Genomic DNA, 26703 nt, shown 5'->3' with positions numbered 1-26703 from the left:
TAAAATTCCAATATTAATATATCAATATATAGAGTTTTTGTAAATAAAAAATTTGAATGGCTTGATAATTTTATAATATTAAGATATAATTTAATTGAGGGAGGGGATAAATATGCCGATTATAGCAAAATTTTACGGTATTATTATTAAAATGTATTTTCAGCAAAGTGAGCATAATCCTCCGCATTTTCATTGTATATATGGAGAATATGCCGGAATTGTTGAAATAAAAACACTTGAAATGCTGGAAGGAGATATGCCTAAAAAAGCTTTGGAAATGGTAAAAGAATGGGGAAGAAAATATCAAAATGAGTTACTTGAAATGTGGGAAACACAGGAATTTGTCAAGTTACCGCCTCTAAAATGAAAGGAGACGATCAGGTATGTTCTATAAAATAGTAAATGTGAAAACAATGACTGATTACAATTTACTTGTACAATTTCAAAACGGAGTAGAAAAAATATACAATCTGAATCCGCTATTTGAAAAATGGGAAGATTTTAAAGATTTGATGAATATTCGGGGATTATTCGAACAAGTGAAAGTGGATAAAGGCGGTTACGGAATAAGCTGGAATGATGAAATCGACTTGTCCTGTAATGAGCTTTGGAATAACGGAGAAATTGTAAAAGAAAAAATCGAATAAAAGTACTTTTTAAAAAGAAATACACTCAAATTATGGGAAATAAAAAGAGTGTATTTTTGTTTTTAGTATGGAAATAAGTTTATTCCCCTTGATTTTAGAGGGAAAACGTATTACAATATAGAAGAAAAACTTATATATAAAGAACAGGAAGGAACTGCAGAATGAACAGACAGGGAAAAACAGAAGAAGCGAATGCAAGAATAAGGCTTATAGTTGCAATGACTATATTCGGAACCATAGGAATATTTGTAAAGCATATTCCTTTGCCGTCAAGTATAATTGCATTGGCAAGAGGTATAATCGGAACAGGATTTCTTCTGATTTTTACTAAAATCAAAAAAATAAAAATCTCTTTTTCGGAAATAAAAAATAATTTTCCGATTTTATCATTATCGGGTATGTTAATCGGGATTCACTGGATATTTTTATTTGAAGCATATCACCATACAACCGTTGCTGTTGCTACTTTATGTTATTATCTGGCACCTGTATTTATAATCATAGCTTCGCCTTTTGTACTGAAAGAAAAACTTTCTTCAAAAAAAATAATATGCGTAATAGCTGCATTGACAGGAATGATTTTTGTTTCGGGTATTTTTAAAGAGGGAGGAACTGAAAATCTCCAGATAAAAGGAATATTATTCGGAGTAGGTGCTGCAATAATTTATGCAACGGTGATATTGCTTAACAAACATTTGAAAAATATATCTTCTTACGGAATGACTATAATGCAGATAGGTATTGCGGCGGTGATTTTACTTCCGTACACTGCTGTTACACAAAATTTCGGAAATTTGTCTTTTGACTTTTTAACGATAGTATTGTTACTTATTGTCGGGATTTTAAATACAGGAATAACTTACAGTCTTTATTTTTCTTCGATAAAAGAGCTGAAAGCACAGACAATAGCTATTTTCAGTTATATAGATCCTATAGTTGCCATTTTTCTGTCAACATTTTTTTTGAAAGAAAAACCGGATATATATACTGTCATCGGAGGAATACTCATACTGGGAGCAACTTTTGTCAGCGAATTGCAGAAAGATTAAATAATATTATAATAAAGGAGTGATGAATTGTGAAATTGTATATGAAGCAGAAAGTATTCTCGCTTAATGACAAATTTACTATAAAAGATGAGGAGGGAAATGATAAATACAAAGTAGAAGGGGAAATATTTACATTAGGGAAAAAACTTCATGTTTATAATATGGAAGAACGAGAAATAGCCTTTATTGAACAAAAACTGATGACTTTTATGCCGAAATTTTTTGTATATGTGAATGGTGAAAAAATAATCGAGATAGTAAAGAAATTTACTTTTTTGAAACCTAAATATGAAATAATCGGTAAAGACTGGATAACAACAGGCGATATTTGGGGACATGAATATACTATAAGTGACGTAAACAACGGCTCTCAAATTGCAAATATAAAAAAAGAGTGGATGACTTGGGGAGACTCTTATCTTATAGATATAGCCGATAATCAGGATGAAACGGCTGTAATGGCTATAATATTGGGGATAGATGCGGCTGTAGCTTCTCAAAATAATTAAGTGAATAAAAGAGGCTGTTTCAAAAAAATAAATTTTGAGACAGCCTTATCTATTTTGTTTTGAAAGTCTTAAGACTCTTTATATATTACTGAGTATTCAATATTCCGAAAGTTATCATTTGAAAATATTCTTTGTTTGAATAAGGATCGGGAAACCATTTGTCCTGTGCTTTTTTATAAACAATATCAAAAGTTTTTTCGTTGTATTTTAAATTATTGGCATCGTTTAATTTTTCTTTTATTAAATCAGTCATGATTTTATCTGAACCTTCTGCCTGAAGTTTAGGATCCTGCATTATTTTCACGATGGCTTCTTTCATGACACCGCTTAAATCGGGAGCTTTCATAGTTACGTTTATAATAGCTTCGTCCTTATTTACAGTAGTTTTGTTTATTTTATACGTAATTTTTTTGTATGCTTCACCGAATGTTTTCATAACTTCGGGATTTATTGTTGCATTCTCTGAATTTTGGGACATTTTTGTGAAATCTCCGCTTTGGTATATTTTCATAGTACTTTCAAAATCTTTTACTGCCGGATGTTTTCCGCCGCAACTCATCACAAATATTAATAGTAATCCGAAAATCAGGATTATTTTCTTTTTCATGGCATTACCTTCTTTCTTAAATTTTTTATTACACATGTATTATATATTAAATAAATAAAAATATCCACTGTTTTAAAAATTTAATTTAATGAAAGAAATCAAATAATATGCTACAATATAACTGAAATAAAAAAAATAGGAGTAAAAATGAGTTTAGTCCAATTTAACAGAGTATATAAGCAGTTTGCAGGAGAATTTATATTAAGAGATATAAATTTTTCCATAGAAGAAAAGGATAAAATAGGGTTGGTAGGATTGAACGGAGTCGGGAAATCCACAATTATAAGAATGATATTGGGAAAGGAAAGAGTGGACGGAGCCGAAAATAATCCTAACGAAATAGGGGAAATCATTAAAAGCCCGTCAATGAAAATCGGATATTTATCTCAAAATCACGAATTTTCCAATGAAAAAAATACAATATACGAAGAAATGATGTCGGTATTTGCCGAAGAAAGAAAAATATGGGATGAATTACAGAAAGTAAATATGCTTTTAGGAACGGCAACGGGAGAAGAACTGGAAAGTCTTATAAACCGTTCGGCAGAGCTGTCTTCGTTATACGAAGCGAAAAACGGTTATGAGATAGAATATAAGATAAAACAGATATTGACAGGTCTTGAACTGACCGAAGAATACTATAATCTGTATTTGAAAGATCTGAGTGGAGGAGAAAGAACGAGAGTTTCTTTAGCGAAACTGTTGTTACTTGAGCCTGATTTACTTATTCTCGATGAGCCCACAAACCATTTGGATTTGATTTCTATAGAGTGGCTTGAAGATTATTTGAAGAGATATAACAAGGCATTTTTACTTGTATCTCATGATAGAATATTTTTAAACAATGTATGTAACAGAATATATGAAATTGAAAACAAAAAACTTTATAAATATGACGGAAATTTTTCATCTTTTATACTCCAAAAAGAAATGATTTTAAAAGGGAAAATAAAAAGATATGAAAAAGAACAGGAAAAAATCAGAAAAATGGAAGAGTACATTGACAGATTTCGTGCGGGAATTAAGGCAAGACAGGCTAAAGGACGACAAAAAATTCTCGACAGAATAGAAAGAATGGACGACCCTGTTTTCAATCCTCAAAGAATGAAACTGAAATTTGAAACTGACGGAATCAGCGGAGATAATGTTCTGAAAGTCAAAAATGTAGAAAAAAGTTTCGGAGATAAAAAAGTTCTGAATAATATAAGTTTTAATCTGTATAAAGGAGAAAGAGTAGGAATAATAGGGAAAAATGGGATAGGAAAGTCCACTCTTCTTAAAATAATAGTCGACAAGCTGAAAAAAGATACGGGAGAAATAGAATTTGGTTCAAGAGTGAAAACGGGATATTACGATCAGGATCATCAGGATTTGTCAAATGCAAATAATATTTTACAGGAAATAAATGTTTCGTTGAATTTGACCGAAGAATATTTAAGAACTTTGGCAGGAGCATTTTTGTTTTCAGGTGATGATGTATTGAAAAAAGTGGAGAAATTAAGCGGAGGAGAAAAAGTAAGAGTTTCCTTTTTGAAACTTTATATGGAAAGAGCCAATTTTCTTATACTTGACGAGCCGACAAACCATTTGGATATATATTCCATAGAAGTATTGGAAGACGCTCTCGAGGACTTTGACGGAACGATGCTTGTAGTTTCCCATAACAGACATTTTTTGGACAGTGTCTGCAATACTATTTATTATTTGGATGAAAACGGATTGACAAAATTCAAAGGAAATTACGAAGACTATAAAGAGAGCCTTAAAAGTGCAAAAATGACTTCTGTTTCGGGAACGGACACGGAAATAAAAGAAGAACAGAAGTTATCATATCAGGAGCAGAAAGAACTGAACAAAAAAATTTCAAAACTCAAAAGAGATGTGGCAAAACTCGAGGATGAAATGGAAAAAATCACGCTGAAAAGAGAAGAGCTTAACAGGGAATATGAGGTTGCGGGTAAACAGAATGATGTAGGAAAACTGATGGAAATACAGGAACAGTTTGATAAACTTGAACAGGAAGAAATGGAAAAAATGGAAGAGTGGGATGAGAAGTCCGAAGAATTAAAGAAAATCGAAAAGAATTAAGATTAAGGCAAAGGGAAGGTGTCAAAATGAGAAAGAATAATTTATTTAAAGTTTTGATTTTGGGAGCAATGTTTGGAATGACAGTGTTTTTAAACGGAACGGCAAAAACAGGAAAAACGCCAAATAAAAAAGAAAAACAGGAAGATTGCTATATTCCTAAGGGAGAGCTGACTTGTGTAACAGATATAAATACTGTAAAAGGATCTATAAAATTAGCCGAAAAAGAAGCAGAAAAAGACAAGCTGTTTAAAGATGCTGAAAAATATTTTAAGAAAGGCCGATTCGGAAATGAAAATGTAGGATTTATAGATTATCCCGAAGGGTGGATGATGTTTGTAGATCCTGATTCGGGTCCGTCAACTATGCAAATTTCAAGAGAAGGATTTGATATTTATACACTGGATGTTTTGTATATTGTAGATGAAAGTATAAACCTTACGAAAATTACAGAAGAAATAGCAAAACAAAATTATGATGATCTTTTGAAAGCAGGGCATACAAAAGACAATCTTGAAATAAAAGATGTTGTAATAAACGGGTATAAAGGAAAATCCGTAAAAGTGAAAAGAGTATCAGGAAAATCATGGATAACATACTATATTCCTAATAAAAAGAAAATGCATATTATAGTTGTCGAGGGGCTTCCTCAGCATACCGATAAAATGCAGAAATTTGTAGAAAAATCGTGGAATCCTTATAAATAAAGAAAGTTGGGAATCTGAATGAAAGTAAGTAAAAATGAAGTATATTTTGCATTTTTTATTGGATTTATTCTGATTGCAATGTCGATGTATAATATAGTTTTAGGTCTGAACAGAGACAGCAAAGCGAAAGAAATATATGCTTCGGAAATAAAAAAGCTGAAAGAAAAATATAATCTGATAATAGATAAAGATAAATACACGGTAAAATATAAAGGACAATCCTGTGGCGGATGTATAGCTAAAGGTTATGATTTTTATATAATGAAAAAAAAGGAAAAAGAAAAATATAAATCAAAATATTTTTCAAAAGAAAAAGAGGAAAAAAGTAACACATATATGATTACACCGAGTAATGACTATATTTTAGTACATTCATGGTCTGAAGTAAATTCGGTTTTTGAAAATAAAGAACATCTTCTTGAAGAACCGGGATCGGGATTTTTATTGGAAATGATAGAAACATTCGGCTTCAAACCCTATATATTTAATGAGTTTTTGTATGATAAAACGAAAGGAAATGATTTTCAGGAAATAGAAAAAATATTCGATAATTATAAAGAAGGAAAAATTTATTATTATTCTCAGTATCCTGTGTGGGATTGCGGAACAGTCAAAAATAATGTAAGACAGGGGTCTATGCTTTTTGTTGAAGACGAAGAATGCGGAATTTCCGATGAAAAAGATAAAAAAGGAAGATATTCATTAAGAAAGTTAAAAGAATACGGAAACAGATTCAGTCAGTATTTCAGCAAAAAGAGAGATTTTGAAACGATAGACTGGTATGAATTTAAAAAATTCAATAATCTTCATCCTGTTATAATTTTTGAAGTGTATAATGCCGAAAAGAAAGAATTGGAAAAAATGAGAGATGAAATAAAAAAATATTATAACGATAAAGAACTGACAGTAGTTCTTGTCGGATACCCTGAAAAAAACTTCAGATCGGGAAAAGATAAGGAGAAAGAGCTTGTTGCAGTGTGGTAGTTATTATGCCGAAAGGGCAGGTGAAATAAAGTGAAATTTTTAAAAATACTTACAATTATTATATTATCCATGATACTTTCATCGTGTATATTGACGATTTCTTCGTTGTTACTGATAAGCCATATAATAGAAAAAAAACAGGAAAAAAGAGAAATACAAAAAGAACAGGAAATAGAAGAGTATTTTGATCTTGTAACGGAAATATTTGAAAAAGACTATAATCTGTCAATGGATAAAGAAAAGTATGAAGTCGAGTACGTTAATCTGCTGAGAGGCGGAGGGATACGTTCTCCTAACAGTTATATAATGAAAAAAAGGGATGGATAACTTACGAATCAAAATATCTTTATACTAATAAACCTGAATATGAAAATATTTTAATTGTTGAAAATGGTGCAAACGGAGCTTTTTTAAGAGAAAAAAATCCTGACGATTATTATAAAAAAGAAAGATTATCTCTACTTCTTGCAGTCATGGACAGATTGGAGTTCAGAAAGTACGTATTAAATGAGCTTTTATATGATAAATCAAAAGGAAATGATTTTCAGGAGATAGAAAAGATATTTGACAGTTATAAAGATGTTAAGATACATAGAAGAAGAGATTGGTACAATAATTATGATAAGTATTTACAGGAATTACAGTTTTATAATGAAAATGTTGAAAAATCTACAAATGCAGGTAATACTTTTTTGTTTTATAAGAAAAAAATAAAAGAAGAAGATAAATTTCAATTTTTAGAACAGTACGGAAAGAAACTGGAAAAATATTTTTCAAAAAAGAGAAAATTTGAAGAGATAGACTGGGAAGAGTTTAAAAAATATAACGAACTGAGACCGATAGTAGAGTTTGAGTTTGAAAATATTACAGAAGAAGAGTTGGAAAAGATAAGAAAAAAAATTAAGCCGTATTATAATGAAGAGGAGGTTTTAATAAAATTATCAATATACACTCCTCCTAAAAGCGGGTATGATGACGAAAAATAATTATTATATAGAAAAGAAGGTGGAAATAATATAAGAAAAGATAGAGTTTTAAATGATTTAAAAATTAAATTTTCTAGTTATAAGATACCGGACAAAATAGAAATTATAAAAAGATTTGAAAGAACGGTTACTGGCAAAATTAAAAGAAAGGTGTAAATGAAATGAAAAAGAGTATATTAAAAATACTGAAAAAAAACAAAATAAAAGATGATGAAGAAAATATTATAGTAGATTCATTAGAATTTATAAGATTAATAGCAGATTTAGAAGAAAGTTATAAAATAAAATTTGATGATGAAGATTTAATTTTTGAAAATTTTTCTTCAATAAATCGAATTATTGAAATAATAAAAAAAAGGAAGTTATTAAATTATAAAAATTATCTAAATCAAAAAATAAAAGTGAAAGTAGATAGAAAATTAGGAGATAAACATCCGGAATACGGATATATTTATTCTTTAAATTATGGTTATATTCCTAATACTGAAAGTGAAGACGGTGAAGAAATAGATGTTTATATTTTAGGGGAGTTTGATCCATTAGAAGAATTTGAAGGAGTATGTCGGGCGATAATTTACAGAATAGATGATATAGAAAATAAATTAATTGTTACTGCGGAGGATAAAAAATATTCTATTGATCAAATAGAAGCTCTTGTGGAGTTTCAAGAAAGATTTTTTAAGACAGAAATAATAATGGAGAAATAATATGGAAATAATAATTTTTTTAACTGTATCACCAGAAAGTCATAGAACAGCAGAAGAAAATTATAGAAATAAAAAAACAAAAGAGTTTTTTGAGGATAAAAGAAGAATTTTTTAAAGAGATTAGAAAAACAGAATTAAAAGAAAAAATATTTTTTTAAGTAAAAAAGAAAGTATTATAAATTTAAGAACAGGAAAAAAAGATTATTTTTTTAGAGAATTTTGATTTTTTGAAAAAGGATATAACAAATAAATGGTTCTAAGTATTTAGTTAATAGAGATTGATATCCAAATATTGTTACACACGTATACTCTCCTGTCATTTTTATTTGATTATAGCATAAATCAGAAGAAAATATACAATTATAAAAAAGTTAAAACAGATAAGATAAATAAACATTTTGGAGAGATTTTCAGAAATTAGTAAAAATTGCCTTCACAAATCATATATAATATAAATCAAAAATATAAAATTAATATAAAATATATAACAAAAATATTTCCGAAAAATTATAAAAACCTTGACACAAGGGCTTAAATATTATAAAATAATCAAGTTATAACTCATAAACTAAATGTTGAAAAAAATATGTATTTTTATACATATTTTTTGGAGTGAATTTAGAGTAAATCGCTATATTCGACATGGATATACAATGTGTTTGATAAAGAAACATAGATTGAAGAAATGAGCTTTTTAAAAGTTTTAGTTTATAAAATAACGCAGAAAATATATAGAAAGAATGTTGAAAGGAGGAAATATGCCTACTATTAATCAATTAGTAAGATTTGGTAGAAGTACATCCGAGAAAAAGAAAAAATCACCTGCATTAAAAGGTAACCCGCAAAAAAGAGGTGTGTGTGTCAGAGTATATACAACAACACCTAAAAAGCCTAACTCGGCGTTAAGAAAAGTAGCAAGGGTTAAATTGGTAAACGGAATAGAAGTTACAGCTTATATTCCGGGAATCGGACATAATCTTCAGGAACACAGTATTGTTCTTTTAAGAGGAGGAAGAACGAAAGATTTGCCGGGGGTAAGATATAAAATAATCAGAGGAGCTTTGGATACAGCCGGAGTTGTAAACAGAAAACAGGGTAGATCAAGATACGGTGCTAAAAAACCTGCAGCAGCAAGTTCAAACTAAAATTTTTAAAAAGTAAGGAGGACAAATAAGTGTCAAGAAGAAGAAGAGCGGAAAAAAGAGACGTTTTACCTGATTCTCAATTTAATGATAAAGTAGTTACGAAGTTTATAAACGGATTAATGAAAGACGGAAAAAAATCATTAGCTGAAAAAATATTTTATACAGCATTAAAAGAAATAGCTGAAGAAACACAGGAAGAAGGAATAGAAGTATTCAGAAGAGCAATGGAAAATGTAAGGCCTCAGTTGGAAGTAAGATCAAGAAGAATCGGAGGGGCGACTTATCAAGTGCCGGTTGAAGTGAGAAAAGAAAGACAACAGGCTTTAGCTATAAGATGGATAGTTAAGTATACAAGAGAAAGAAAAGAATACGGAATGGTAAACAAATTGAAAAAAGAATTGATTGCAGCTGCAAATAATGAAGGCGGATCAGTTAAGAAAAAAGACGATACATATAAAATGGCAGAAGCTAACAGAGCGTTTGCACATTATAAATGGTAGTCTGAACTGTGATTATCCGTACGTCTGCGTCGGATGAGTAAAATTATAAGGAGGAAATAACGTAATGGCAAGAAAAGTTGCTTTGAAAGATACCAGAAACATCGGTATCATGGCACATATAGATGCCGGGAAAACAACTACGACTGAAAGAATATTGTTTTATACGGGAGTAAACCATAAGATCGGAGAAGTTCACGAAGGAGCTGCTACGATGGATTATATGGAACAGGAGCAGGAAAGAGGTATCACAATAACTTCTGCGGCGACAACTGCCTTCTGGAACGGAAACAGAATTAACATTATAGACACACCAGGTCACGTGGACTTTACGGTGGAAGTTGAAAGATCGTTAAGGGTGTTGGATGGAGCAGTTGCAGTATTCTCTGCAGTAGACGGAGTTCAGCCTCAGTCTGAAACTGTTTGGAGACAAGCTGATAAATATAACGTACCGAGAATGGCATTTTTAAATAAAATGGACAGGGTCGGAGCGGACTTCAATATGTGTGTCAGTGATATTAAACAAAAATTGGGAGGAAACGGTGTACCGATACAACTTCCGATAGGTGCTGAAGATACGTTTGAAGGTATTATAGATTTGATAACAATGAAAGAATATCTGTTTAAAGATGATACTATGGGAGCTGACTATGATATAGCCGATGTAAGACCTGAATTATTGGAAGAAGCTCAAATAGCAAGAGAACATATGTTGGAATCTGTAGTTGAAACTGATGAAGCATTAATGGAAAAATATTTCGGAGGAGAAGAAATTTCCGAAGATGAAATAAGAAAAGCTATAAGAATTGCTACAATAGGTGGAATAGTAGTTCCGGTTTTATGCGGAACAGCATTTAAAAACAAAGGAATACAACCTTTACTTGATGCAGTAGTTTATTACATGCCGTCACCTTTAGATATAGGAGCTGTAAAAGGTATAGATCCTAAAACTGAATCGCCTATGGAAAGACAACCTTCAGATGAAGAGCCTTTCGCAGCATTGGCATTTAAAATATTGACAGATCCGTTTGTAGGAAGATTGTCATTCTTCAGAGTTTACTCAGGAATTTTAAACAAAGGTTCTTATGTATTGAACTCGACAAAAGGTAAAAAAGAAAGAATGGGAAGATTGCTTCAAATGCATGCTAACAAAAGAGAAGAACTTGATATAGTTTACTCCGGAGATATAGCTGCGGCAGTAGGATTGAAGGAAACTACAACGGGAGATACTCTTTGTGATGAAAACAAACCTATAATATTGGAAAAAATGGAATTCCCTGATACAGTTATACAAATAGCTGTTGAGCCTAAAACAAAAGCCGATCAGGAAAAAATGGGAACAGCTCTTGCGAAATTGGCAGAAGAAGATCCTACATTTAAAGTTACTTCCAACCAGGAAACAGGACAAACACTTATTTCAGGAATGGGAGAACTTCACTTGGAAATTATCGTAGACAGAATGAAGAGAGAATTTAAAGTCGAAGCGAATGTAGGTAAACCGCAAGTTGCTTACAGAGAAACAATTACAGGAAATTCTGATGTTGAAGAAAAATATGCTAAACAGTCCGGAGGTAGAGGACAATACGGACATGTTAAAATCAGAGTGGAATCCAATCCTGATAAAGGATATGAATTTGTTAACGAAATTACAGGAGGAGCAATTCCTAGAGAATATATACCAGCTGTAGATAAAGGTATACAGGAAGCGTTAGAAGCCGGAGTTGTTGCAGGATATCCTGTACAGGATGTAAAAGTAACATTATATGACGGAACTTACCATGAAGTCGATTCATCGGAAATGGCATTTAAAATAGCAGGGTCAATGGCTATTAAAAAAGCTATGAGAGCTGCAAATCCTGTATTGTTGGAACCTATATTCAAAGTAGAAGTTACAACACCTGAAGAATACATGGGAGACGTTATCGGAGATTTGAACTCAAGAAGAGGACAAGTTTCAGGAATGACTGACAGAAACAATGCAAAAATAATTAACGCACAAGTACCGTTGTCACAAATGTTCGGTTATGCAACAGACTTGAGATCGAAAACTCAAGGAAGAGCATCTTATTCAATGGAATTTGAAAAATATGTACAGGTTCCGAATAATATAGCTCAACAGGTAATAGCTGAAAGACAAGGTAAATAAATTAAATAAAATATTAAAAATAATAATGAAAACGGAGGAAAGAGATAATGGCAAAAGCTAAATTTGAGAGAAGTAAACCACACGTAAACGTTGGAACTATAGGACACGTAGACCACGGGAAAACAACATTGACAGCAGCTATATCCAAAGTATTATCTGACAAAGGATTGGCTGAAAAAGTAGATTTTGAAAACATAGATCAGGCACCTGAAGAAAGAGAAAGAGGAATAACAATTAACACGGCTCACATTGAGTATGAAACAGCAAACAGACACTATGCACACGTTGACTGTCCGGGACACGCGGATTATGTAAAAAACATGATAACAGGAGCTGCACAAATGGACGGAGCTATATTGGTAGTTTCTGCAGCTGACGGACCTATGCCTCAAACAAGAGAACACATCTTGCTTGCAAGACAGGTTGGAGTTCCTTATATAGTAGTATTCTTGAATAAAGTTGATATGGTAGACGACGAAGAGTTGTTGGAATTAGTAGAAATGGAAGTAAGAGAATTATTGACAGAATACTCATTCCCTGGAGATGAAATACCTATAGTAAAAGGATCTGCTTTAGGAGCATTAAACGGAGAAGGACAATGGGAAGATAAAATAATGGAATTGATGGATGCAGTAGACAGTTATGTGCCTACACCTGAAAGACCGGTAGACCAAGCGTTCTTGATGCCTATAGAAGATGTATTTACAATAACAGGAAGAGGAACAGTAGTGACAGGAAGAGTAGAAAGAGGAGTAGTAAAAGTAGGGAAGAAGTGGAAATAATAGGAATCAAACCTACAGCAAAACAACAGTAACAGGAGTAGAAATGTTCAGAAAGTTATTGGATTCAGGACAAGCAGGAGATAACATCGGAGCATTGTTAAGAGGAACTAAGAAAGAAGAAGTGGAAAGAGGACAAGTATTGGCAAAACCTGGATCAGTAAAACCTCATACATCGTTCAAATCGGAAGTATACGTATTGACAAAAGATGAAGGAGGAAGACATACACCATTCTTTACAGGATACAAACCACAATTTTACTTCAGAACGACAGATATAACAGGAGAAGTAAACTTGCCTGACGGAGTGGAAATGGTAATGCCTGGAGATAATATAGAAATGTCAGTAGAATTGATACACCCTATCGCAATGGAAGAAGGATTAAGATTTGCGATAAGAGAAGGTGGAAGAACGGTAGCTTCAGGAGTTGTTGCAACTATCGTTAAATAATAATTTCAGAATAATTAGGAGGAAGAACTTTGGATAAATTAAGAATATATCTTCAATCTTACGACCATAAATTATTAGATCAGTCTGCAAAAAAAATAGCTGAAGTAGTAAAGAAAAACGGTTCGGAATTGGCCGGACCTCTTCCTTTACCTACTAAAACTAAAAAGTATACTGTTTTAAGATCGGTTCACGTAAATAAAGATTCAAGAGAACAATTTGAAATGAGAATACACAGAAGATTTGTTGAAATTAAAAATTCAAGTCAACAAATTATTGCGGCATTGAGTTCATTAAACTTGCCGTCAGGTGTAGGAATAGAAATTAAGCAATTATAGGCTTAATACAAGTTGGTAAAAATACCAACCAATATATTAAGGAGGCTAAATAAAAATGATATTAGGTAAAAAAATCGGAATGACACAAATTTTCGAAAATGAAAAATTAATACCGGTTACAGTAATCGAAGCCGGACCGAACTTCGTAGTTCAAAAAAAATCCGAAGAAAAAGACGGGTATAACGCTGTAACATTGGCATATGATGATAAAAAAGAAAAAAATACAATAAAACCTGAAATGGGAATATTCAAAAAAGCAGGAATTTCTCCTAAAAAATTCTTGAAAGAATTTAAAGTTGCAGAATTGGAATCATTTGAATTAGGTCAGGAATTTAAAGTAGACGTATTGGAAGGAATCGAGTTTGTTGATATAGTAGGAACTTCAAAAGGTAAAGGAACTGCCGGAGTTATGAAAAGACATAATTTCGGAGGAAACAGAGCAACTCACGGGGTTTCAAGAAACCATAGATTGGGAGGATCAAACGCCGGAGGAGCTGCATCAAACAGTAATGTACCTAAAGGTAAAAAAATGGCAGGAAGATTGGGAAATGAGCAAGTGACTGTTCAAAACCTTAAAGTAGTTAAATTTGATGCTGAAAACAATCTGTTGTTAGTAAAAGGTGCTGTTCCGGGACCTAAAAACGGATATCTTGTTATCAAAAAATCGGTTAAGAAATACTAATAGAGGAAAAGAGAGGAGGATAAAATGCCAGTTTTAAATACATATAAATTAGACGGTTCAAAAGCGGGAACTGTTGAAGTAAAAGAAGAAATATTCGGAATTGAGCCGAATAAAACAGTTATGCACGAAGTTCTGGTTGCAGAGTTGGCAGGAGCAAGAGAAGGAAATGCTTCTACAAAAACAAGAGCTGAAGTGAGAGGTGGAGGAAGAAAACCTTTCAGACAAAAAGGAACAGGTAGAGCAAGACAAGGTTCTACAAGAGCTCCTCATATGGTAGGCGGTGGAGTTGTTCACGGTCCTAAACCGAGAGATTATACTAAAAAAGTAAATAAAAAAGTAAGAAGATTAGCTTTAAGATCGGCATTGGCCACAAAAATAAATAACGGAGATTTAATAGTGTTGGATGACTTCACATTGGATGTACCGAAAACTAAGACTTTTGTGCAATTTGCAAAAGCATTAAATTTCGCAGGAGAAAAACAATTATTCATAGCTGACTATAACGGAGAAACATTCAATAGAGATATAAACCTTGAATATTCAGTAAGAAACTTGGAAAAAGTAATGACTTTGGATTCAAGAAGTTTAAGCATTTTCTGGTTGATAAAACAGGATAAAATAGTTGTTACTAAAGAGGCTCTTGCAACTATCGAGGAGGTGTTGGCATAATGCATATTACGGATATAATTAAAAAACCTGTGGTAAACACTGAAAAAGCAAGAATCTTAATGGAAAGCAACGAATACGTTTTCATAGTAGACAGAAGAGCTAACAAATTACAAATAAGAGAAGCTGTGGAAAAATTATTCAATGTAAAAGTTGCGAGTGTAAATACATTGAATGTAAAACCTAAAATGGAAAGATTCAGAATGTCCATGTATAAAACTCCGGCTATAAAAAAAGCAATCGTTAAATTACAGGACGGAGAAAAAATAGCATCTTATGAACAAAATCTATAATTTTTTATAGGAATTACATAAGAAAAATGATATAATATAAAAACGTTGTAAAAACGTCATAAAAAGAATTGGAGGTAAAAAAGTTATGCCGATTAAGAAATTAAAACCGATGACTAGTGGGACAAGGCATATGTCGATATTAGTCAATCATGAGTTAGATAAAGTAAGACCTGAAAAATCTCTGACAGAACCTCTGGGGTCGTCTTACGGAATTGATAATTACGGACACAGAACAGGTAGAAACAGACACAAAGGACACAAAAGACTTTACAGAGTAATAGACTGGAAAAGAAATAAAATAGGTGTTCCTGCGAAGGTTGCTACTATTGAATATGATCCTAACAGAACGGCTAATATCGCATTATTGCATTATGTTGACGGAGAAAAAAGATATATACTTGCACCGAACGGATTGAAAAAAGGAGATACTGTTTTAGCAGGAGATTCAGCTGAAATCAAACCGGGAAATGCATTGAAATTAAAAGATTTACCGATAGGGACAGTTATACATAACGTAGAATTGATGCCGGGTAAAGGCGGACAGTTGGCAAGATCTGCAGGAACTTCTGCAAGACTTGTAGCAAAAGAAGGAACTTACTGTCACGTTGAATTGCCTTCAGGAGAATTAAGACTTTTACATAAAGAATGTATGGCTACAATCGGAACAGTAGGAAATTCCGAACACTCTCTTGTATCATTAGGAAAAGCGGGAAGAAACAGACACTTAGGTAGAAAACCTCATGTAAGAGGATCGGTAATGAACCCTGTGGATCACCCACACGGAGGAGGAGAAGGAAGATCGCCTATAGGAAGAAAATCACCTGTTACTCCTTGGGGTAAACCTACTCTCGGTAAGAAAACAAGAGGTAAAAAACTTAGTGATAAATTCATCGTTAGAAAAAGAAAAAAATAGTAAATCGGAAATATATATAAATGTTGCTTGACACATCTTTAATAGAAATATTAAAAGATGTGTGCTGCAAACATGAACTCGATTAGTATAATGACAGAAAATAATGAAATAAGGAGGAAAGAATGGCTCGTTCATTAAAAAAAGGACCTTTTGTTGATGCACACTTATTGAAAAAAGTAGAATCAATGGGAGAAAAAAAGCAGGTTATCAAAACATGGTCCAGAAGATCTACTATATTCCCTCAATTTATCGGACACACTTTCGCAGTATATAACGGGAAAAAACATATCCCTGTGTATGTAACTGAAGAAATGGTAGGACATAAATTAGGAGAATTTGCACCTACAAGAACTTTCTACGGACACGGAAAAGATGCTAAAAAAGATGCAAAAAGAAAATAAATATAGGATAAAATAAGAGCCGAAACCGTCGGCATAAAGCAAAAATGAAAGGAGGCCTTTAAATGGCAGTAGTAGCTAAATTACGTTATCAAAGATTAAGTCCTCAAAAAGCAAGACTTGTGGCGGATATCGTCAGAGGAAAAAATGCTTTACAGGCGTTAAACGTATTGAGATTTACAAATAAAAAGGCGGCAAAATACATAGAAAAAACATTAAAATCGGCAATCGCAAATGCTGAACATAATTTCCAAATGGATCCTGATAAACTATTTGTTTCAAGAATACTTATAGATAAAGGACCTGTATTAAAAAGAGTTAATCCCAGAGCGATGGGAAGAGCGGATGTTATAAGAAAGCCGACTGCACACATTACTGTGGAAGTTGACGAAAGAAACTAATCATAATAAGGAGGTAAGTCTGTGGGACAAAAGGTAGATCCTAGAGGTATGAGAATCGGAATCGTTAAAACATGGGATTCAAGATGGTTTGCCGAAGGGAAAGATTACTTAAATAATTTTCATGAAGATCTTAAAATAAAAAAATATATTAAGAAAAATTACTATCATGCTGGAATTTCAACTATTCAAATAGAAAGAACATCACCGACTGATATAACAATTATAATAGAAACAGGTAAAGCCGGAATATTAATAGGAAGAAAAGGGCAGGAAATAGAAGCTTTAAAAGTAAATTTGGAAAAATTGACAGGTAAAAAAGTACAAGTTAAAGTACAGGAAATCAAAAATCCTAACAAAGATGCTCAGTTAATTGCTGAAAGTATCGCAACAGCTATTGAAAAAAGGGTTGCTTATAAAAGAGCGGTTCAACAGGCTATTCAAAGAGCTGAAAAATCCGGAGTAAAAGGAATTAAAATAATGGTATCCGGAAGATTGAACGGTGCCGAAATAGCGAGAAGTGAATGGACACTTTCGGGAAGAGTACCATTACATACTTTAAGAGCGGATGTTGATTACGCAACTGCCACTGCACATACTACATACGGTGCATTAGGATTAAAAGTATGGGTATTTAACGGTGAGGTGCTTCCAACTAAAAAGGAAGGAGGAAATGAGTAATGTTAATACCTAAAAGAACAAAATACAGAAAACAGTTCAGAGGAAAAATCGGCGGAATAGCTACTAAAGGAAACAAAGTAGATTTCGGAGAATTCGGACTGGCAGCTAAAGAATTCGGATGGATAACATCAAGACAAATAGAAGCGTGCAGGGTAACAATAAACAGAACGTTTAAAAGAGAAGGTAAAATCTGGATCAGAATATTCCCTGACAAACCTTATACAAAAAGACCTGAAGGAACAAGAATGGGTAAAGGTAAAGGTAATGCAGAAGGTTGGGTAGCAGTAGTGAAAAAAGGAAAAATAATGTTTGAAGTTGGCGGAGTATCTGAAGAAAAAGCTAAAGAAGCATTAAGAAAAGCCGGACACAAACTGCCTATAAAAGTTAGATTTGTAAGAAGAGAAGAAGTGGGTGGTGATAAGTAATGACAGCAAACGAAATAAGAGAATTATCATTGGATGAATTAGATACACAAGTAAAAGAACTGAAACAGGAATTATTTAATTTAAAATTTCAAAAAACTCTTGGACAATTACATAACACTACTAAAATAAAACAGGTTAAAAGAGATATTGCGAGAATGAAAACAATAATAACTGAGAAAAAAACTGTGAAATAGGAGGATTCGTCAGTGGAAAATAAAAGAAACGAAAGAAAAGTGAGAGAAGGAATCGTTGTTTCCGACAAAATGGATAAAACTGTAGTTGTTCTTGAAGAAACAATGAAACTGCACAAACTTTATAAAAAAAGAGTAAAAACTTCTAAAAAATATAAAGCACACGATGAAAACAACGAATGCGGTATCGGCGACAAAGTGCAAATCATGGAAACAAGACCGCTAAGTAAAGATAAAAGATGGAGAGTCGTGACTATTTTAGAAAAAGCTAAATAGTATTACAGTAAAATTGAGAGGAGGAAATTTTAAATGGTTCAACAACAAACTATGCTTAATGTTGCTGATAATACCGGAGCAAAAAAAATAATGGTAATCAGAGTATTAGGCGGTTCAAGAAGAAGATTCGGGAAAATAGGGGACATCGTTGTAGCATCTGTAAAAGAAGCTATACCTAACGGAAACGTTAAAAAAGGTGATGTTGTAAAAGCCGTAATTGTAAGAACTAGAAAAGAATTAAAAAGACCGGACGGATCATATATAAAATTTGATGATAACGCAGCAGTTATATTAAACTCAAACTTGGAAATAAGAGGTACGAGAATTTTTGGACCTGTAGCGAGAGAGTTAAGGGCAAAAAATTTTATGAAAATAGTATCTCTGGCACCGGAAGTATTATAGGAAGGAGGGTTTGCGAAGAATGGCTAAACCAAGAATAAAATCAATACCTAAAAAATTACACGTTAAAACCGGAGATACGGTTGTTGTAATTAGCGGAAGATCAAAAGATTTGCCTAGAAATGATAAAGCAGGTCAGGATCAGACGGGAGATAAAGGAAAAGTCGGAAAAGTGTTAAAAGTATTCCCTAAAACAGGAAAAATCGTTGTGGAAGGTGTTAATATTCAAAAAAGACATGTTAAACCTAATGCAAACAACCCACAAGGGACAGTTGTAGAAAAAGAAATGCCGATTTTTTCATCAAAAGTAATGCTTTGGGATGAAAAAGCAAAAAAAGGAACGAGAGTAAGATACGAAGTAAGAGATAATAAAAAAGTAAGAATATCGGTAGTTTCCGGTAATGAAATATAGGATATAGAGAGGAGGAGACCTTAATTGGCTGAAAAATATATTCCAAGATTACAGAAAGAATATAAGGAAGAAATTATACCTGCTTTAATGAAAGATTTGGATATAAAAAATATAATGCAGGTACCTAAAATTGAAAAAATAATAGTAAATATGGGGATTGGAGAAGCTACAAGCAATCCTAAATTAATAGAAACTGCAATGAAAGAATTGGCACAAATAACAGGACAACAGCCTGTACCGAGAGCTGCCAGAAAATCCGAAGCAGGATTCAAATTAAGAGAAGGTCAGAAAATCGGAGCAAAAGTTACTTTGAGAAAAGAAAAAATGTACGAATTTCTTGACAGATTAATAAGCATCACATTACCGAGAGTAAGAGACTTTGAAGGAGTATCTCCTAAAGCATTTGACGGTAGAGGTAACTATACATTGGGAATCAAAGAACAAATAGTTTTCCCTGAAATCGAAATCGATAAAGTGGATAAAATATTCGGAATGGGAATTACAATAGTAACAACTGCAAAAAATGACGAAGAAGGAAGAGCATTATTAAAAGCATTCGGAATGCCGTTTGCAAAATAGTTCTATTTTGAAGGAGGTGTAACTAAATAAATGGCTAAGAGAGCAATGGTTGAAAGAAACTTAAAAAGAGAAAAAACAGTTGATAAATATGCGGCAAAAAGAGCCGAATTAAAAGAAAGAGCAAAAAAAGGTGATAGAGAAGCTATAGCTGAATTATCTGCATTACCGAGAAATGCATCGCCTACTAGAGTAAGAAACAGATGTCAAATAAACGGAAGACCTAGAGGATTTATGAGAGAATTCGGTATTTCGAGAGTAATGTTCAGACAGTTAGCGGGAGAAGGAGCTATCCCGGGAGTAAAAAAATCAAGCTGGTAATTTTGAGAGGAGGACAAATAAATGCATTTAACAGATCCTATTGCTGATATGCTTACTAGAATCAGAAACGGTAATATTGCTAAACATTCGGAAGTTAAAATACCGTTTTCAAAAATAAAAGAAAGCATGGCAAATATACTAAAAAATGAAGGATATATAGCCGGTTACGAAATAAAAGAAGAAGGAACTAAAAAAGATATAGCAGTAACTTTAAAATATATGGACGGAGATGCTGTAATCAAAGGTTTGAAAAGAATTTCAAAACCCGGAAGAAGAGTTTACACATCAGTTGAAAATATGCCTAAAGTATTGGGCGGATTGGGAATTGCCATTGTCTCAACACCAAAAGGTGTTATTACGGACAAGGAATGCAGAAAGCATAATGTAGGCGGAGAAATTCTCTGCTACGTGTGGTAATTTACGCATTTTATAATATAGGAGGAGAGTCATGTCAAGAATAGGTAGAAAACCTATAACTATACCTGCAGGTGTAGAAATAAAACAGGACGGTAACAAGTTTATCGTAAAAGGTCCTAAAGGGCAATTGGAAAGAGAACTAAGCAGTGAAATAAAAGTAAATATAAAAGACGGAGAAATAACATTTGAAAGACCTAACGATTTGCCTAATATAAGAGCTTTGCATGGAACTACAAGAGCAAACCTTAACAATATGATAACAGGGGTAAGCGACGGATTTGCAATTAAATTGGAATTGGTCGGAGTAGGATACAGAGTACAGGCTAACGGTAAAGGACTTACTTTAGCATTAGGATATTCTCATCCTGTAGAAATCGAAGCAGTTGACGGAATAACTTTCAAAGTTGAAGGAAACAATAAAATAACTGTTGAAGGAATTGACAAACAATTAGTTGGACAAATTGCCGCAAATATAAGAGCAAAAAGACCTCCTGAACCTTACAAAGGAAAAGGAGTTAAATATGCCGACGAAGTAATCAGAAGAAAAGAAGGTAAGAAAGGATAGGAGGTAGATTTTAGTGATTAAAAAACTTGATAGAAATAAATTAAGACAGAAAAAACATAAAAGTATAAGAAGTAAAATCGTTGGAACTGCTGAAAGACCTAGACTTTCTGTGTATAGAAGCTTGAAAAACATATTTGTTCAAATAATCGATGATCAAGCCGGAAAAACATTAGTTTCAGCATCTACTATTGAAAAAGGAGCAAAAACTGAAAACGGTTCAAATGTGGAAGCTGCTAAAAAAATCGGAGAAGCAATAGCAAAAAAAGCATTGGAAAAAGGAATAGATACTGTAGTATTCGATAGAAGCGGATATGTTTACACAGGAAGAGTAAAAGCACTTGCAGATGCTGCAAGAGAAGCAGGATTAAAATTCTAGAGAAAAGGAGGATTTACTTTGGCCAGAGAAGTAAAAGCTAGTGAATATAAAGAAAGTCTTTTAAGAATAAGCAGAGTTTCCAAAACCGTTAAAGGAGGAAGAAGAATATCTTTCTCAGTATTGGCGGCAATCGGAGATGAAAAAGGAAAAGTAGGTATAGGGTTGGGAAAAGCTAACGGTGTACCTGAAGCTATAAGAAAAGCTATAGCTAATGCTAAGAAAAATATGATAACAGTATCTTTAAAAGGTGGAACATTACCTCATGAGCAATTAGGTAAATATAATGCCACAAGTGTATTATTGAAACCTGCTTCAAAAGGTACGGGAGTTATCGCCGGTTCTGCAACAAGGGAATTATTGGAATTGGCAGGAGTTACAGACGTACTTACAAAAATCAGAGGATCAAAAAATAAAGATAACGTTGCAAGAGCAACATTGGACGGATTAAAACAATTGAGATCGGTTGAAGAAGTGGCAAGACTTAGAGGAAAATCGGTTGAAGAAATTTTAGGATAATAGGTTAGGAGGTAAAATTAATGTCTAAAGTAAAAGTAACACTTATTAAAGGAATTAATGGAAGAAAACCTAATCATATTGATACTGTTAAATCACTTGGATTAAGAAAGATAAGTCAAAGTGTAGTTCATAACAAGACAGCAGATATAGAAGGAAAAATTAAATTAGTTTCTTATTTACTTAAAGTAGAGGAGGTTTAGAATAAATGAATCTTAATGAGTTAAGACCTGCCGAAGGATCAAAAAGAGAAAGAAGAAGAATAGGTAGAGGTCACGGGTCCGGTTGGGGAAAAACAGCAGGAAAAGGACATAACGGGCAAAAACAAAGATCGGGAACATATGTATCACCTGTATTTGAAGGTGGACAAATGCCTATTATCAGAAGAATTCCTAAAAGAGGATTCTCAAATTCGGCATTCAAAAAAGATACAATAGTAATTTCATTATTTGATATTGTTGAAAAATTCAACGACGGAGATGTAGTAAGCTTGGAAACATTAGTAGAAAACGGAATAATCAAAAATCCTAAATTCATCACTAAATATTCTGATGCTGCATTAAGAGAAACAAAAGGTAAAAAAGCTGTAAAACAATATTTACTTGAAAATGTTGAATCTTATGTTAAAGAAAAAGATTTTTCAAGTATTTTGAAAATAATAGGAAATGCTGAAGTTAATAAAAAATTAACTGTAAAAGCTCATAAAATTTCCGAATCAGCTAAAGAATTAATAGAAAAAGCCGGAGGAAGTGTAGAAGTATTGGAAGTTAAGTCGTACTCTGCAAAAGCGGGAAATAATAAAAAAGAAGATGAGAATAAGTAAGATTTTAATCTTGCTTTTTCTTCATATATGAGGAGTGGTAGAATTGACTTTAACTGAAGCAATAGTAAATAGAATACAGTCTATCTTCAAAATACCCGAATTAAAGAAAAGAGTAGCTTTTACATTAGTAATGTTCGCAATAGCGAGAATAGGTGTTCATATTGCCGTTCCCGGAATTAATATGGCAGCATTCAAAAATTTTCAGAATAATGCCATAGCAGGATTTTTAAATCTGTTTTCAGGAGGAGCGGTTCAGAGAGCGTCTATTTTCTCGTTGGGAATCATCCCTTACATTAACTCTTCGATAGTATTTCAACTTTTAGGAGTAATTTTCCCTAAAATAGATGAAATGCAGAAAGAAGGGGGAAAAGAAAGAGATAAAATTACTCAATGGACAAGATACGTAACAATAATATTGGCAATAGCGCAATCATTCGGAATTGCTATAACACTTATAAATCAGCCCGGACTGGTTGTTGAGCCGGGACCGAAATTTATTATAAGTACAATGGCTTTGATGACAGGAGGAACTGCGTTCTTAATGTGGATTTCTGAAAGAATTTCCATAAGAGGAATAGGTAACGGATCGTCAATGCTTATCTTTCTTGGAATTGTTGTAAACTTGCCTCAAGTTATTCAACAAATGGTATCAAGTAATATAAACTTTATATTTTTCGGATTATCAATAATATTATTTGTAGTTATAATAGCTCTAATGGTGGATATACAACTGGCTGAAAGAAGAATACCTATACAGTATGCAGGAAAAGGAAGTTTAGGTTTCGGAGGAGGACAAAGTGCAGTAGGTAGAAGAACATATTTACCTTTGAAAATAAACACTGCAGGAGTTATGCCAATAATCTTTGCATCAGTATTGATGGCGGCACCGCCGTTTATAGTACAAATGCTTAAAGCTAATGCATTCTGGCAAAAACAGTTTTCACAAACGGGAGTTTTATACTTACTTTTATTTGCCTTTTTAATTATAGTATTTTCATTTTTCTATACATTGACTATCGCTTTCGATCCTGAAAAAGTATCAGAAGATTTGAAACAAAGCGGTGGGACAATACCTACGGTAAGAGCAGGGAAAGAAACTGCCGATTATTTGGAAAAAGTAGTTACAAGAGTAACTTTCGGAAGTGCACTGTTTCTGGCAATATTAGGGATATTCCCTAATATATGGTTCGGATATTTTCTGCATATACCGGTATTACTCGGAGGAACAAGTTTACTTATCCTTGTAGGAGTTGCCGTAGAATTGATACAACAAATTGATTCTTATTTGGCGGTTAAGAAAATGAAAGGATTTATAAGTACAAGCGGAAAAAATAATAGATAGAATTAAAAAATGGAGCTTTAGAGCTTCATTTTTTTGATTTTTAAGAAAAATATATTTTCAGAACATTAGTAAAATTTTGAAAATAATAAGTTCTCAAAAAAATTAAAATTGTTTAACAGCAAATTATAATTGAAAGAAATAAAGGGTCATGATATAATTATCTGAAATTGGATAAAATAGAAGATAGAGTTTATCCCGAAATAAAAAAAGTGGAGTCGGAAAAGGAGTTGAGGGCTCAACTAAATATAAGAATAACAATGTTTCCGTTGAAATAAGGAGGAGTTTAAAAGAATGAAAAAACTTGCACAGTCAATAGTAGCTTTTATTGTAGGAATATTCGGAATGAATGCCGGTAAGATAATAGGAATTTTCCTGATATCGATGCTTCCTGTAATTGAATTAAGGGGAAGCATTCCTGTGGGATTTTCTCAGGGATTACCGTGGTACACAAATATGATTACTTCTATTGTAGGAAATATGCTTCCTGTACCTTTTATACTTTTATTTGTTGTAAAAGTATTTGAGTTTATGAAAAAGCATAATATAATGGTAAAATTTATCGAAAAATTGGAAAAAAGAGCATTAAGTAGAAGTGAAAGTGTTGCAAATAAAGAATTTTTGGGATTAATGCTGTTTGTTGCAGTACCTTTTCCCGGAACGGGAGCATGGACAGGGGCATTGATAGCGGCACTTCTTAAACTGAATCCGAAAAAATCTTTTTTTACAATACTGCTTGGAGTAATATTAGCAGCAGCTGTAGTAACTTTAGGTGTGTACGGAGTATTCGGATTTTTGAAAAATATGATATAATAAAAAATATTATAGAGAAAGGAGACGGGGAAGTCTTTGAAAAATTTCCCGAGTTGTAAAAATCACCAAAGCCGGAAAGATTATATATAACGGGAATGCGAGGGCAAAAACCTTTTGATATGAAAGCCCTTTAAGATAACCTCAATAAAAAATGAGCAAAGGAATATTAGTAACGAGTTTCGGAACATCTCACAAAGATACGAGAGAAAAATGTCTTGATTCGATTCAGAAAGAAGTTGAGAGAAAGTACGGAAGTGAAAAAGTCGAAAGAGCCTATACTTCAGGAGTAGTAAGAAGAATAGTCGAAAAAAAAGAGGGTATTCACATATATGATCAGGAAGAAGGTCTGAAAGCCCTTAAAGATAAAGGATACGATGAAATTATAACAATGTCTTTACATATTCTGAACGGAATAGAATATTCAAAACTCAGTGATAAATACGGTAAAATAACAAAACCTCTTTTGACAACGGAAGAAGATTATAAAAGAATAGTAAATGATGCTGAATTTAATGATTTTGAAGGTAATGACGTAATTATTTTTATGGGACACGGTTCTGAAAGTGCTGCCGATATTACGTATGAAAAATTGCAGGAAGAGTATAATAAAGCAGGAAAAAATAATGTTTTTGTAGCTACTGTGGAAGGAAAAGTAACTATTGAAGATGTTATTGAGAAGCTGAAACAGACAGATTATAAAAAGATATTGTTAAAACCGTTTATGATAGTTGCAGGAGATCATGCAAAAAACGATATGGCTTCTGATGAAGAAGATTCATGGAAAACAATTCTGCAGAACAACGGATATGAAGTAACACCGGTTTTAAGAGGAATGGGAGAATATAAACTTATTCGTGACATGTTTATGGAAAAACTTGACGAAGTATATGGGAAAAATGAAAAAAATAATACTGAATTAATTATTAAAGAGGAGGAACCTAAAATGACAAAAAGATTATACAGATCAAGAACTGATAAAAAAATAGCCGGAGTGTGCGGAGGACTTGGAAAATATTTCAATATAGATCCTACTATCGTAAGAATAGTATGCGTTATACTGATGTTAGGATGGGGAATAGGCTTATTTACTTACGTTATCGCAGCTTTTGTAATACCTGAAGAACCTATTGAAAACAATAAAAAAAATGAAGATATAATCGAAGCTGAAAAAGTGGACGATTAGGAGGAAATATAAAAAGGAGTTTATGAAGTCTGTAACTTATTAAAATCTGCAATTTTATAAAAAATAAATATTAAAACACTATATTCAAAATGGGTATAAACTTTTTAAAAGAAATTTTTATTTACCCCTTGACAAATTCTGAAAAAGTAGTATACTGTTAATAGAGTTTTAGGTGTTTTTACAAACTTAATAAGGAAATCGGTTGAAATCCGATACAGCCCCCACTACTGTGAAACTGACGAAAGTACATGAAAACCACTGAAAATAATATTTTCGGGAAGGGTACGAGTAGGATGAAGTTAGTCAGGAGACTTGCCTAATATTTATTATTTAAATTTTCTGGGAAGGGAAAGTTTGATATACATCAATAAAAATAAATCAACGGCGATTTAGTTCTATTATAATAAAG

Annotated in this window: 38 protein-coding genes, 1 pseudogene and 1 riboswitch; of the genes and pseudogenes, 38 read left to right on the top strand and 1 reads right to left on the bottom strand. The window is 32.6% G+C overall.

The window, feature by feature from the left end:
* Positions 1 to 112 precede the first annotated feature (112 nt).
* From FVE72_RS10705 to FVE72_RS10690, 4 genes are all read left to right on the top strand, one after another.
* Positions 113 to 367, top strand: a complete 255-nt coding sequence (locus tag FVE72_RS10705; RefSeq protein WP_026738312.1) for a DUF4160 domain-containing protein — start codon at positions 113 to 115, stop codon at positions 365 to 367.
* A 16-nt stretch (positions 368 to 383) separates the two neighbouring features.
* Positions 384 to 647 (top strand): DUF2442 domain-containing protein, encoded by a 264-nt coding sequence (locus tag FVE72_RS10700; protein ID WP_006806299.1) that lies wholly within the window; start codon positions 384 to 386, stop codon positions 645 to 647.
* Between the two features lie 161 nt (positions 648 to 808).
* A complete protein-coding gene (locus FVE72_RS10695; RefSeq protein WP_026738311.1) occupies positions 809 to 1696 on the top strand; it encodes a DMT family transporter in 888 nt (295 codons plus the stop codon).
* A 29-nt stretch (positions 1697 to 1725) separates the two neighbouring features.
* The gene (locus FVE72_RS10690) at positions 1726 to 2205 is read left to right on the top strand and encodes an LURP-one-related/scramblase family protein (protein WP_051411797.1); all 480 of its coding nucleotides are present in this window, start codon (positions 1726 to 1728) and stop codon (positions 2203 to 2205) included.
* A gap of 85 nt (positions 2206 to 2290) precedes the next feature.
* Here the strand turns inward: FVE72_RS10690 and FVE72_RS10685 are convergent, their stop codons facing one another.
* Positions 2291 to 2812, bottom strand: coding sequence for a hypothetical protein (locus tag FVE72_RS10685; protein ID WP_026738309.1), 522 nt, complete (start codon positions 2810 to 2812; stop codon positions 2291 to 2293).
* A gap of 147 nt (positions 2813 to 2959) precedes the next feature.
* On the opposite strand from FVE72_RS10685, the gene FVE72_RS10680 reads away from it, so the two are divergent.
* From FVE72_RS10680 to FVE72_RS10515, 34 genes and pseudogenes are all read left to right on the top strand, one after another.
* Complete coding sequence (locus FVE72_RS10680) at positions 2960 to 4900, top strand: ABC-F family ATP-binding cassette domain-containing protein (protein WP_026738308.1); 1941 nt, start codon at positions 2960 to 2962, stop codon at positions 4898 to 4900.
* Between the two features lie 26 nt (positions 4901 to 4926).
* Positions 4927 to 5604 (top strand): hypothetical protein, encoded by a 678-nt coding sequence (locus FVE72_RS10675; RefSeq protein WP_026738307.1) that lies wholly within the window; start codon positions 4927 to 4929, stop codon positions 5602 to 5604.
* Between the two features lie 18 nt (positions 5605 to 5622).
* Positions 5623 to 6588: a hypothetical protein gene (locus FVE72_RS10670; RefSeq protein WP_026738306.1), complete on the top strand. Its 966-nt coding sequence runs from the start codon at positions 5623 to 5625 to the stop codon at positions 6586 to 6588.
* A gap of 30 nt (positions 6589 to 6618) precedes the next feature.
* Positions 6619 to 6915 carry a hypothetical protein gene (locus FVE72_RS10665; RefSeq protein WP_026738305.1) on the top strand — a complete coding sequence of 99 codons (297 nt, stop codon included), beginning with the start codon at positions 6619 to 6621 and terminating at the stop codon, positions 6913 to 6915.
* 146 nt (positions 6916 to 7061) lie between these two features.
* On the top strand, positions 7062 to 7574 hold the full coding sequence (locus FVE72_RS10660; protein ID WP_026738304.1) for a hypothetical protein: 513 nt from the start codon (positions 7062 to 7064) through the stop codon (positions 7572 to 7574).
* Positions 7575 to 7735: 161 nt separating this feature from the next.
* Positions 7736 to 8281 (top strand): inorganic diphosphatase, encoded by a 546-nt coding sequence (locus FVE72_RS10655; RefSeq protein WP_081724211.1) that lies wholly within the window; start codon positions 7736 to 7738, stop codon positions 8279 to 8281.
* A gap of 758 nt (positions 8282 to 9039) precedes the next feature.
* Positions 9040 to 9426, top strand: coding sequence for a 30S ribosomal protein S12 (gene rpsL / locus FVE72_RS10650; protein WP_006806306.1), 387 nt, complete (start codon positions 9040 to 9042; stop codon positions 9424 to 9426).
* 29 nt (positions 9427 to 9455) lie between these two features.
* On the top strand, positions 9456 to 9926 hold the full coding sequence (gene rpsG / locus FVE72_RS10645) for a 30S ribosomal protein S7 (protein ID WP_006806296.1): 471 nt from the start codon (positions 9456 to 9458) through the stop codon (positions 9924 to 9926).
* Between the two features lie 64 nt (positions 9927 to 9990).
* Positions 9991 to 12069: an elongation factor G gene (gene fusA / locus FVE72_RS10640; RefSeq protein WP_026738302.1), complete on the top strand. Its 2079-nt coding sequence runs from the start codon at positions 9991 to 9993 to the stop codon at positions 12067 to 12069.
* A 47-nt stretch (positions 12070 to 12116) separates the two neighbouring features.
* Positions 12117 to 13299, top strand: a pseudogene (gene tuf / locus FVE72_RS10635) (elongation factor Tu).
* A 29-nt stretch (positions 13300 to 13328) separates the two neighbouring features.
* The gene (gene rpsJ / locus FVE72_RS10630; protein ID WP_026738301.1) at positions 13329 to 13634 is read left to right on the top strand and encodes a 30S ribosomal protein S10; all 306 of its coding nucleotides are present in this window, start codon (positions 13329 to 13331) and stop codon (positions 13632 to 13634) included.
* A gap of 49 nt (positions 13635 to 13683) precedes the next feature.
* Positions 13684 to 14316, top strand: a complete 633-nt coding sequence (gene rplC, locus FVE72_RS10625) for a 50S ribosomal protein L3 (RefSeq protein ID WP_232049511.1) — start codon at positions 13684 to 13686, stop codon at positions 14314 to 14316.
* A gap of 24 nt (positions 14317 to 14340) precedes the next feature.
* On the top strand, positions 14341 to 14985 hold the full coding sequence (gene rplD / locus FVE72_RS10620) for a 50S ribosomal protein L4 (RefSeq protein ID WP_006807204.1): 645 nt from the start codon (positions 14341 to 14343) through the stop codon (positions 14983 to 14985).
* Entirely contained in the window at positions 14985 to 15275 is a 291-nt protein-coding gene (gene rplW, locus FVE72_RS10615) for a 50S ribosomal protein L23 (protein ID WP_006807246.1), read from the top strand. The genes rplD and rplW overlap by 1 nt, the downstream gene beginning before the upstream one ends.
* 85 nt (positions 15276 to 15360) lie before the next feature.
* Positions 15361 to 16188, top strand: coding sequence for a 50S ribosomal protein L2 (gene rplB, locus FVE72_RS10610; RefSeq protein WP_026738300.1), 828 nt, complete (start codon positions 15361 to 15363; stop codon positions 16186 to 16188).
* A gap of 122 nt (positions 16189 to 16310) precedes the next feature.
* Entirely contained in the window at positions 16311 to 16589 is a 279-nt protein-coding gene (gene rpsS / locus FVE72_RS10605) for a 30S ribosomal protein S19 (RefSeq protein ID WP_026738299.1), read from the top strand.
* Between the two features lie 62 nt (positions 16590 to 16651).
* Positions 16652 to 16987, top strand: a complete 336-nt coding sequence (rplV, locus tag FVE72_RS10600) for a 50S ribosomal protein L22 (protein ID WP_006807218.1) — start codon at positions 16652 to 16654, stop codon at positions 16985 to 16987.
* A 21-nt stretch (positions 16988 to 17008) separates the two neighbouring features.
* Entirely contained in the window at positions 17009 to 17665 is a 657-nt protein-coding gene (rpsC, locus tag FVE72_RS10595) for a 30S ribosomal protein S3 (protein WP_006807232.1), read from the top strand.
* Complete coding sequence (gene rplP / locus FVE72_RS10590) at positions 17665 to 18090, top strand: 50S ribosomal protein L16 (RefSeq protein ID WP_006807189.1); 426 nt, start codon at positions 17665 to 17667, stop codon at positions 18088 to 18090. Before rpsC ends, rplP begins: the two co-directional genes overlap by 1 nt.
* On the top strand, positions 18090 to 18284 hold the full coding sequence (rpmC, locus tag FVE72_RS10585) for a 50S ribosomal protein L29 (RefSeq protein ID WP_006807220.1): 195 nt from the start codon (positions 18090 to 18092) through the stop codon (positions 18282 to 18284). Before rplP ends, rpmC begins: the two co-directional genes overlap by 1 nt.
* A 12-nt stretch (positions 18285 to 18296) precedes the next feature.
* Positions 18297 to 18557, top strand: a complete 261-nt coding sequence (gene rpsQ, locus FVE72_RS10580; RefSeq protein WP_026738298.1) for a 30S ribosomal protein S17 — start codon at positions 18297 to 18299, stop codon at positions 18555 to 18557.
* Between the two features lie 33 nt (positions 18558 to 18590).
* Positions 18591 to 18959: a 50S ribosomal protein L14 gene (rplN, locus tag FVE72_RS10575; protein WP_006807196.1), complete on the top strand. Its 369-nt coding sequence runs from the start codon at positions 18591 to 18593 to the stop codon at positions 18957 to 18959.
* A gap of 19 nt (positions 18960 to 18978) precedes the next feature.
* Positions 18979 to 19368: a 50S ribosomal protein L24 gene (gene rplX, locus FVE72_RS10570; protein WP_006807236.1), complete on the top strand. Its 390-nt coding sequence runs from the start codon at positions 18979 to 18981 to the stop codon at positions 19366 to 19368.
* Between the two features lie 24 nt (positions 19369 to 19392).
* Entirely contained in the window at positions 19393 to 19947 is a 555-nt protein-coding gene (gene rplE / locus FVE72_RS10565) for a 50S ribosomal protein L5 (protein ID WP_006807237.1), read from the top strand.
* A 30-nt stretch (positions 19948 to 19977) separates the two neighbouring features.
* The gene (rpsN, locus tag FVE72_RS10560) at positions 19978 to 20265 is read left to right on the top strand and encodes a 30S ribosomal protein S14 (RefSeq protein WP_006807199.1); all 288 of its coding nucleotides are present in this window, start codon (positions 19978 to 19980) and stop codon (positions 20263 to 20265) included.
* A gap of 21 nt (positions 20266 to 20286) precedes the next feature.
* Positions 20287 to 20682 (top strand): 30S ribosomal protein S8, encoded by a 396-nt coding sequence (gene rpsH / locus FVE72_RS10555; RefSeq protein WP_006807185.1) that lies wholly within the window; start codon positions 20287 to 20289, stop codon positions 20680 to 20682.
* 31 nt (positions 20683 to 20713) lie between these two features.
* Entirely contained in the window at positions 20714 to 21247 is a 534-nt protein-coding gene (gene rplF / locus FVE72_RS10550) for a 50S ribosomal protein L6 (RefSeq protein ID WP_006807221.1), read from the top strand.
* A gap of 13 nt (positions 21248 to 21260) precedes the next feature.
* Complete coding sequence (rplR, locus tag FVE72_RS10545; RefSeq protein WP_006807217.1) at positions 21261 to 21623, top strand: 50S ribosomal protein L18; 363 nt, start codon at positions 21261 to 21263, stop codon at positions 21621 to 21623.
* 18 nt (positions 21624 to 21641) lie between these two features.
* Complete coding sequence (gene rpsE, locus FVE72_RS10540; RefSeq protein WP_006807240.1) at positions 21642 to 22139, top strand: 30S ribosomal protein S5; 498 nt, start codon at positions 21642 to 21644, stop codon at positions 22137 to 22139.
* A gap of 20 nt (positions 22140 to 22159) precedes the next feature.
* Positions 22160 to 22339 (top strand): 50S ribosomal protein L30, encoded by a 180-nt coding sequence (gene rpmD / locus FVE72_RS10535; protein ID WP_006807192.1) that lies wholly within the window; start codon positions 22160 to 22162, stop codon positions 22337 to 22339.
* Positions 22340 to 22344: 5 nt separating this feature from the next.
* Positions 22345 to 22959, top strand: coding sequence for a 50S ribosomal protein L15 (gene rplO / locus FVE72_RS10530; RefSeq protein WP_006807208.1), 615 nt, complete (start codon positions 22345 to 22347; stop codon positions 22957 to 22959).
* Between the two features lie 43 nt (positions 22960 to 23002).
* Complete coding sequence (gene secY / locus FVE72_RS10525; RefSeq protein ID WP_006807202.1) at positions 23003 to 24301, top strand: preprotein translocase subunit SecY; 1299 nt, start codon at positions 23003 to 23005, stop codon at positions 24299 to 24301.
* A gap of 291 nt (positions 24302 to 24592) precedes the next feature.
* Positions 24593 to 25111, top strand: coding sequence for a COG2426 family protein (locus FVE72_RS10520; protein WP_026738297.1), 519 nt, complete (start codon positions 24593 to 24595; stop codon positions 25109 to 25111).
* A 151-nt stretch (positions 25112 to 25262) separates the two neighbouring features.
* Positions 25263 to 26294: a sirohydrochlorin cobaltochelatase gene (locus tag FVE72_RS10515; RefSeq protein WP_026738296.1), complete on the top strand. Its 1032-nt coding sequence runs from the start codon at positions 25263 to 25265 to the stop codon at positions 26292 to 26294.
* A 153-nt stretch (positions 26295 to 26447) separates the two neighbouring features.
* Positions 26448 to 26628: riboswitch (cobalamin riboswitch) on the top strand.
* Positions 26629 to 26703 lie beyond the last annotated feature (75 nt).

This window comes from Pseudoleptotrichia goodfellowii (assembly GCF_007990505.1).
Taxonomy (GTDB): domain Bacteria; phylum Fusobacteriota; class Fusobacteriia; order Fusobacteriales; family Leptotrichiaceae; genus Pseudoleptotrichia; species Pseudoleptotrichia goodfellowii.
The sequence above is the reverse complement of the archived record's forward strand: the minus strand, read 5'-3'. Positions and strand labels throughout refer to the sequence as shown.

Bases quoted from the DNA above. Each gene is read 5' to 3' on its own strand.
- rplN (WP_006807196.1), top strand. From the start codon at position 18,591: ATGGTTCAACAACAAACTATGCTTAATGTTGCTGATAATACCGGAGCA.
- rplX (WP_006807236.1), top strand. From the start codon at position 18,979: ATGGCTAAACCAAGAATAAAATCAATACCTAAAAAATTACACGTTAAA.
- rplB (WP_026738300.1), top strand. From the start codon at position 15,361: ATGCCGATTAAGAAATTAAAACCGATGACTAGTGGGACAAGGCATATG.
- rplF (WP_006807221.1), top strand. From the start codon at position 20,714: ATGTCAAGAATAGGTAGAAAACCTATAACTATACCTGCAGGTGTAGAA.
- FVE72_RS10695 (WP_026738311.1), top strand. From the start codon at position 809: ATGAACAGACAGGGAAAAACAGAAGAAGCGAATGCAAGAATAAGGCTT.
- rpsS (WP_026738299.1), top strand. From the start codon at position 16,311: ATGGCTCGTTCATTAAAAAAAGGACCTTTTGTTGATGCACACTTATTG.
- FVE72_RS10660 (WP_026738304.1), top strand. From the start codon at position 7,062: ATGGACAGATTGGAGTTCAGAAAGTACGTATTAAATGAGCTTTTATAT.
- rplW (WP_006807246.1), top strand. From the start codon at position 14,985: ATGCATATTACGGATATAATTAAAAAACCTGTGGTAAACACTGAAAAA.
- rpsL (WP_006806306.1), top strand. From the start codon at position 9,040: ATGCCTACTATTAATCAATTAGTAAGATTTGGTAGAAGTACATCCGAG.
- FVE72_RS10700 (WP_006806299.1), top strand. From the start codon at position 384: ATGTTCTATAAAATAGTAAATGTGAAAACAATGACTGATTACAATTTA.
- FVE72_RS10705 (WP_026738312.1), top strand. From the start codon at position 113: ATGCCGATTATAGCAAAATTTTACGGTATTATTATTAAAATGTATTTT.
- FVE72_RS10515 (WP_026738296.1), top strand. From the start codon at position 25,263: ATGAGCAAAGGAATATTAGTAACGAGTTTCGGAACATCTCACAAAGAT.
- rplV (WP_006807218.1), top strand. From the start codon at position 16,652: ATGGCAGTAGTAGCTAAATTACGTTATCAAAGATTAAGTCCTCAAAAA.
- rplD (WP_006807204.1), top strand. From the start codon at position 14,341: ATGCCAGTTTTAAATACATATAAATTAGACGGTTCAAAAGCGGGAACT.
- FVE72_RS10655 (WP_081724211.1), top strand. From the start codon at position 7,736: ATGAAAAAGAGTATATTAAAAATACTGAAAAAAAACAAAATAAAAGAT.
- rplP (WP_006807189.1), top strand. From the start codon at position 17,665: ATGTTAATACCTAAAAGAACAAAATACAGAAAACAGTTCAGAGGAAAA.
- rpsN (WP_006807199.1), top strand. From the start codon at position 19,978: ATGGCTAAGAGAGCAATGGTTGAAAGAAACTTAAAAAGAGAAAAAACA.
- rplO (WP_006807208.1), top strand. From the start codon at position 22,345: ATGAATCTTAATGAGTTAAGACCTGCCGAAGGATCAAAAAGAGAAAGA.
- rpsH (WP_006807185.1), top strand. From the start codon at position 20,287: ATGCATTTAACAGATCCTATTGCTGATATGCTTACTAGAATCAGAAAC.
- FVE72_RS10680 (WP_026738308.1), top strand. From the start codon at position 2,960: ATGAGTTTAGTCCAATTTAACAGAGTATATAAGCAGTTTGCAGGAGAA.
- FVE72_RS10685 (WP_026738309.1), bottom strand. From the start codon at position 2,812: ATGAAAAAGAAAATAATCCTGATTTTCGGATTACTATTAATATTTGTG.
- FVE72_RS10675 (WP_026738307.1), top strand. From the start codon at position 4,927: ATGAGAAAGAATAATTTATTTAAAGTTTTGATTTTGGGAGCAATGTTT.
- rpmD (WP_006807192.1), top strand. From the start codon at position 22,160: ATGTCTAAAGTAAAAGTAACACTTATTAAAGGAATTAATGGAAGAAAA.
- rpmC (WP_006807220.1), top strand. From the start codon at position 18,090: ATGACAGCAAACGAAATAAGAGAATTATCATTGGATGAATTAGATACA.
- fusA (WP_026738302.1), top strand. From the start codon at position 9,991: ATGGCAAGAAAAGTTGCTTTGAAAGATACCAGAAACATCGGTATCATG.
- FVE72_RS10670 (WP_026738306.1), top strand. From the start codon at position 5,623: ATGAAAGTAAGTAAAAATGAAGTATATTTTGCATTTTTTATTGGATTT.
- FVE72_RS10520 (WP_026738297.1), top strand. From the start codon at position 24,593: ATGAAAAAACTTGCACAGTCAATAGTAGCTTTTATTGTAGGAATATTC.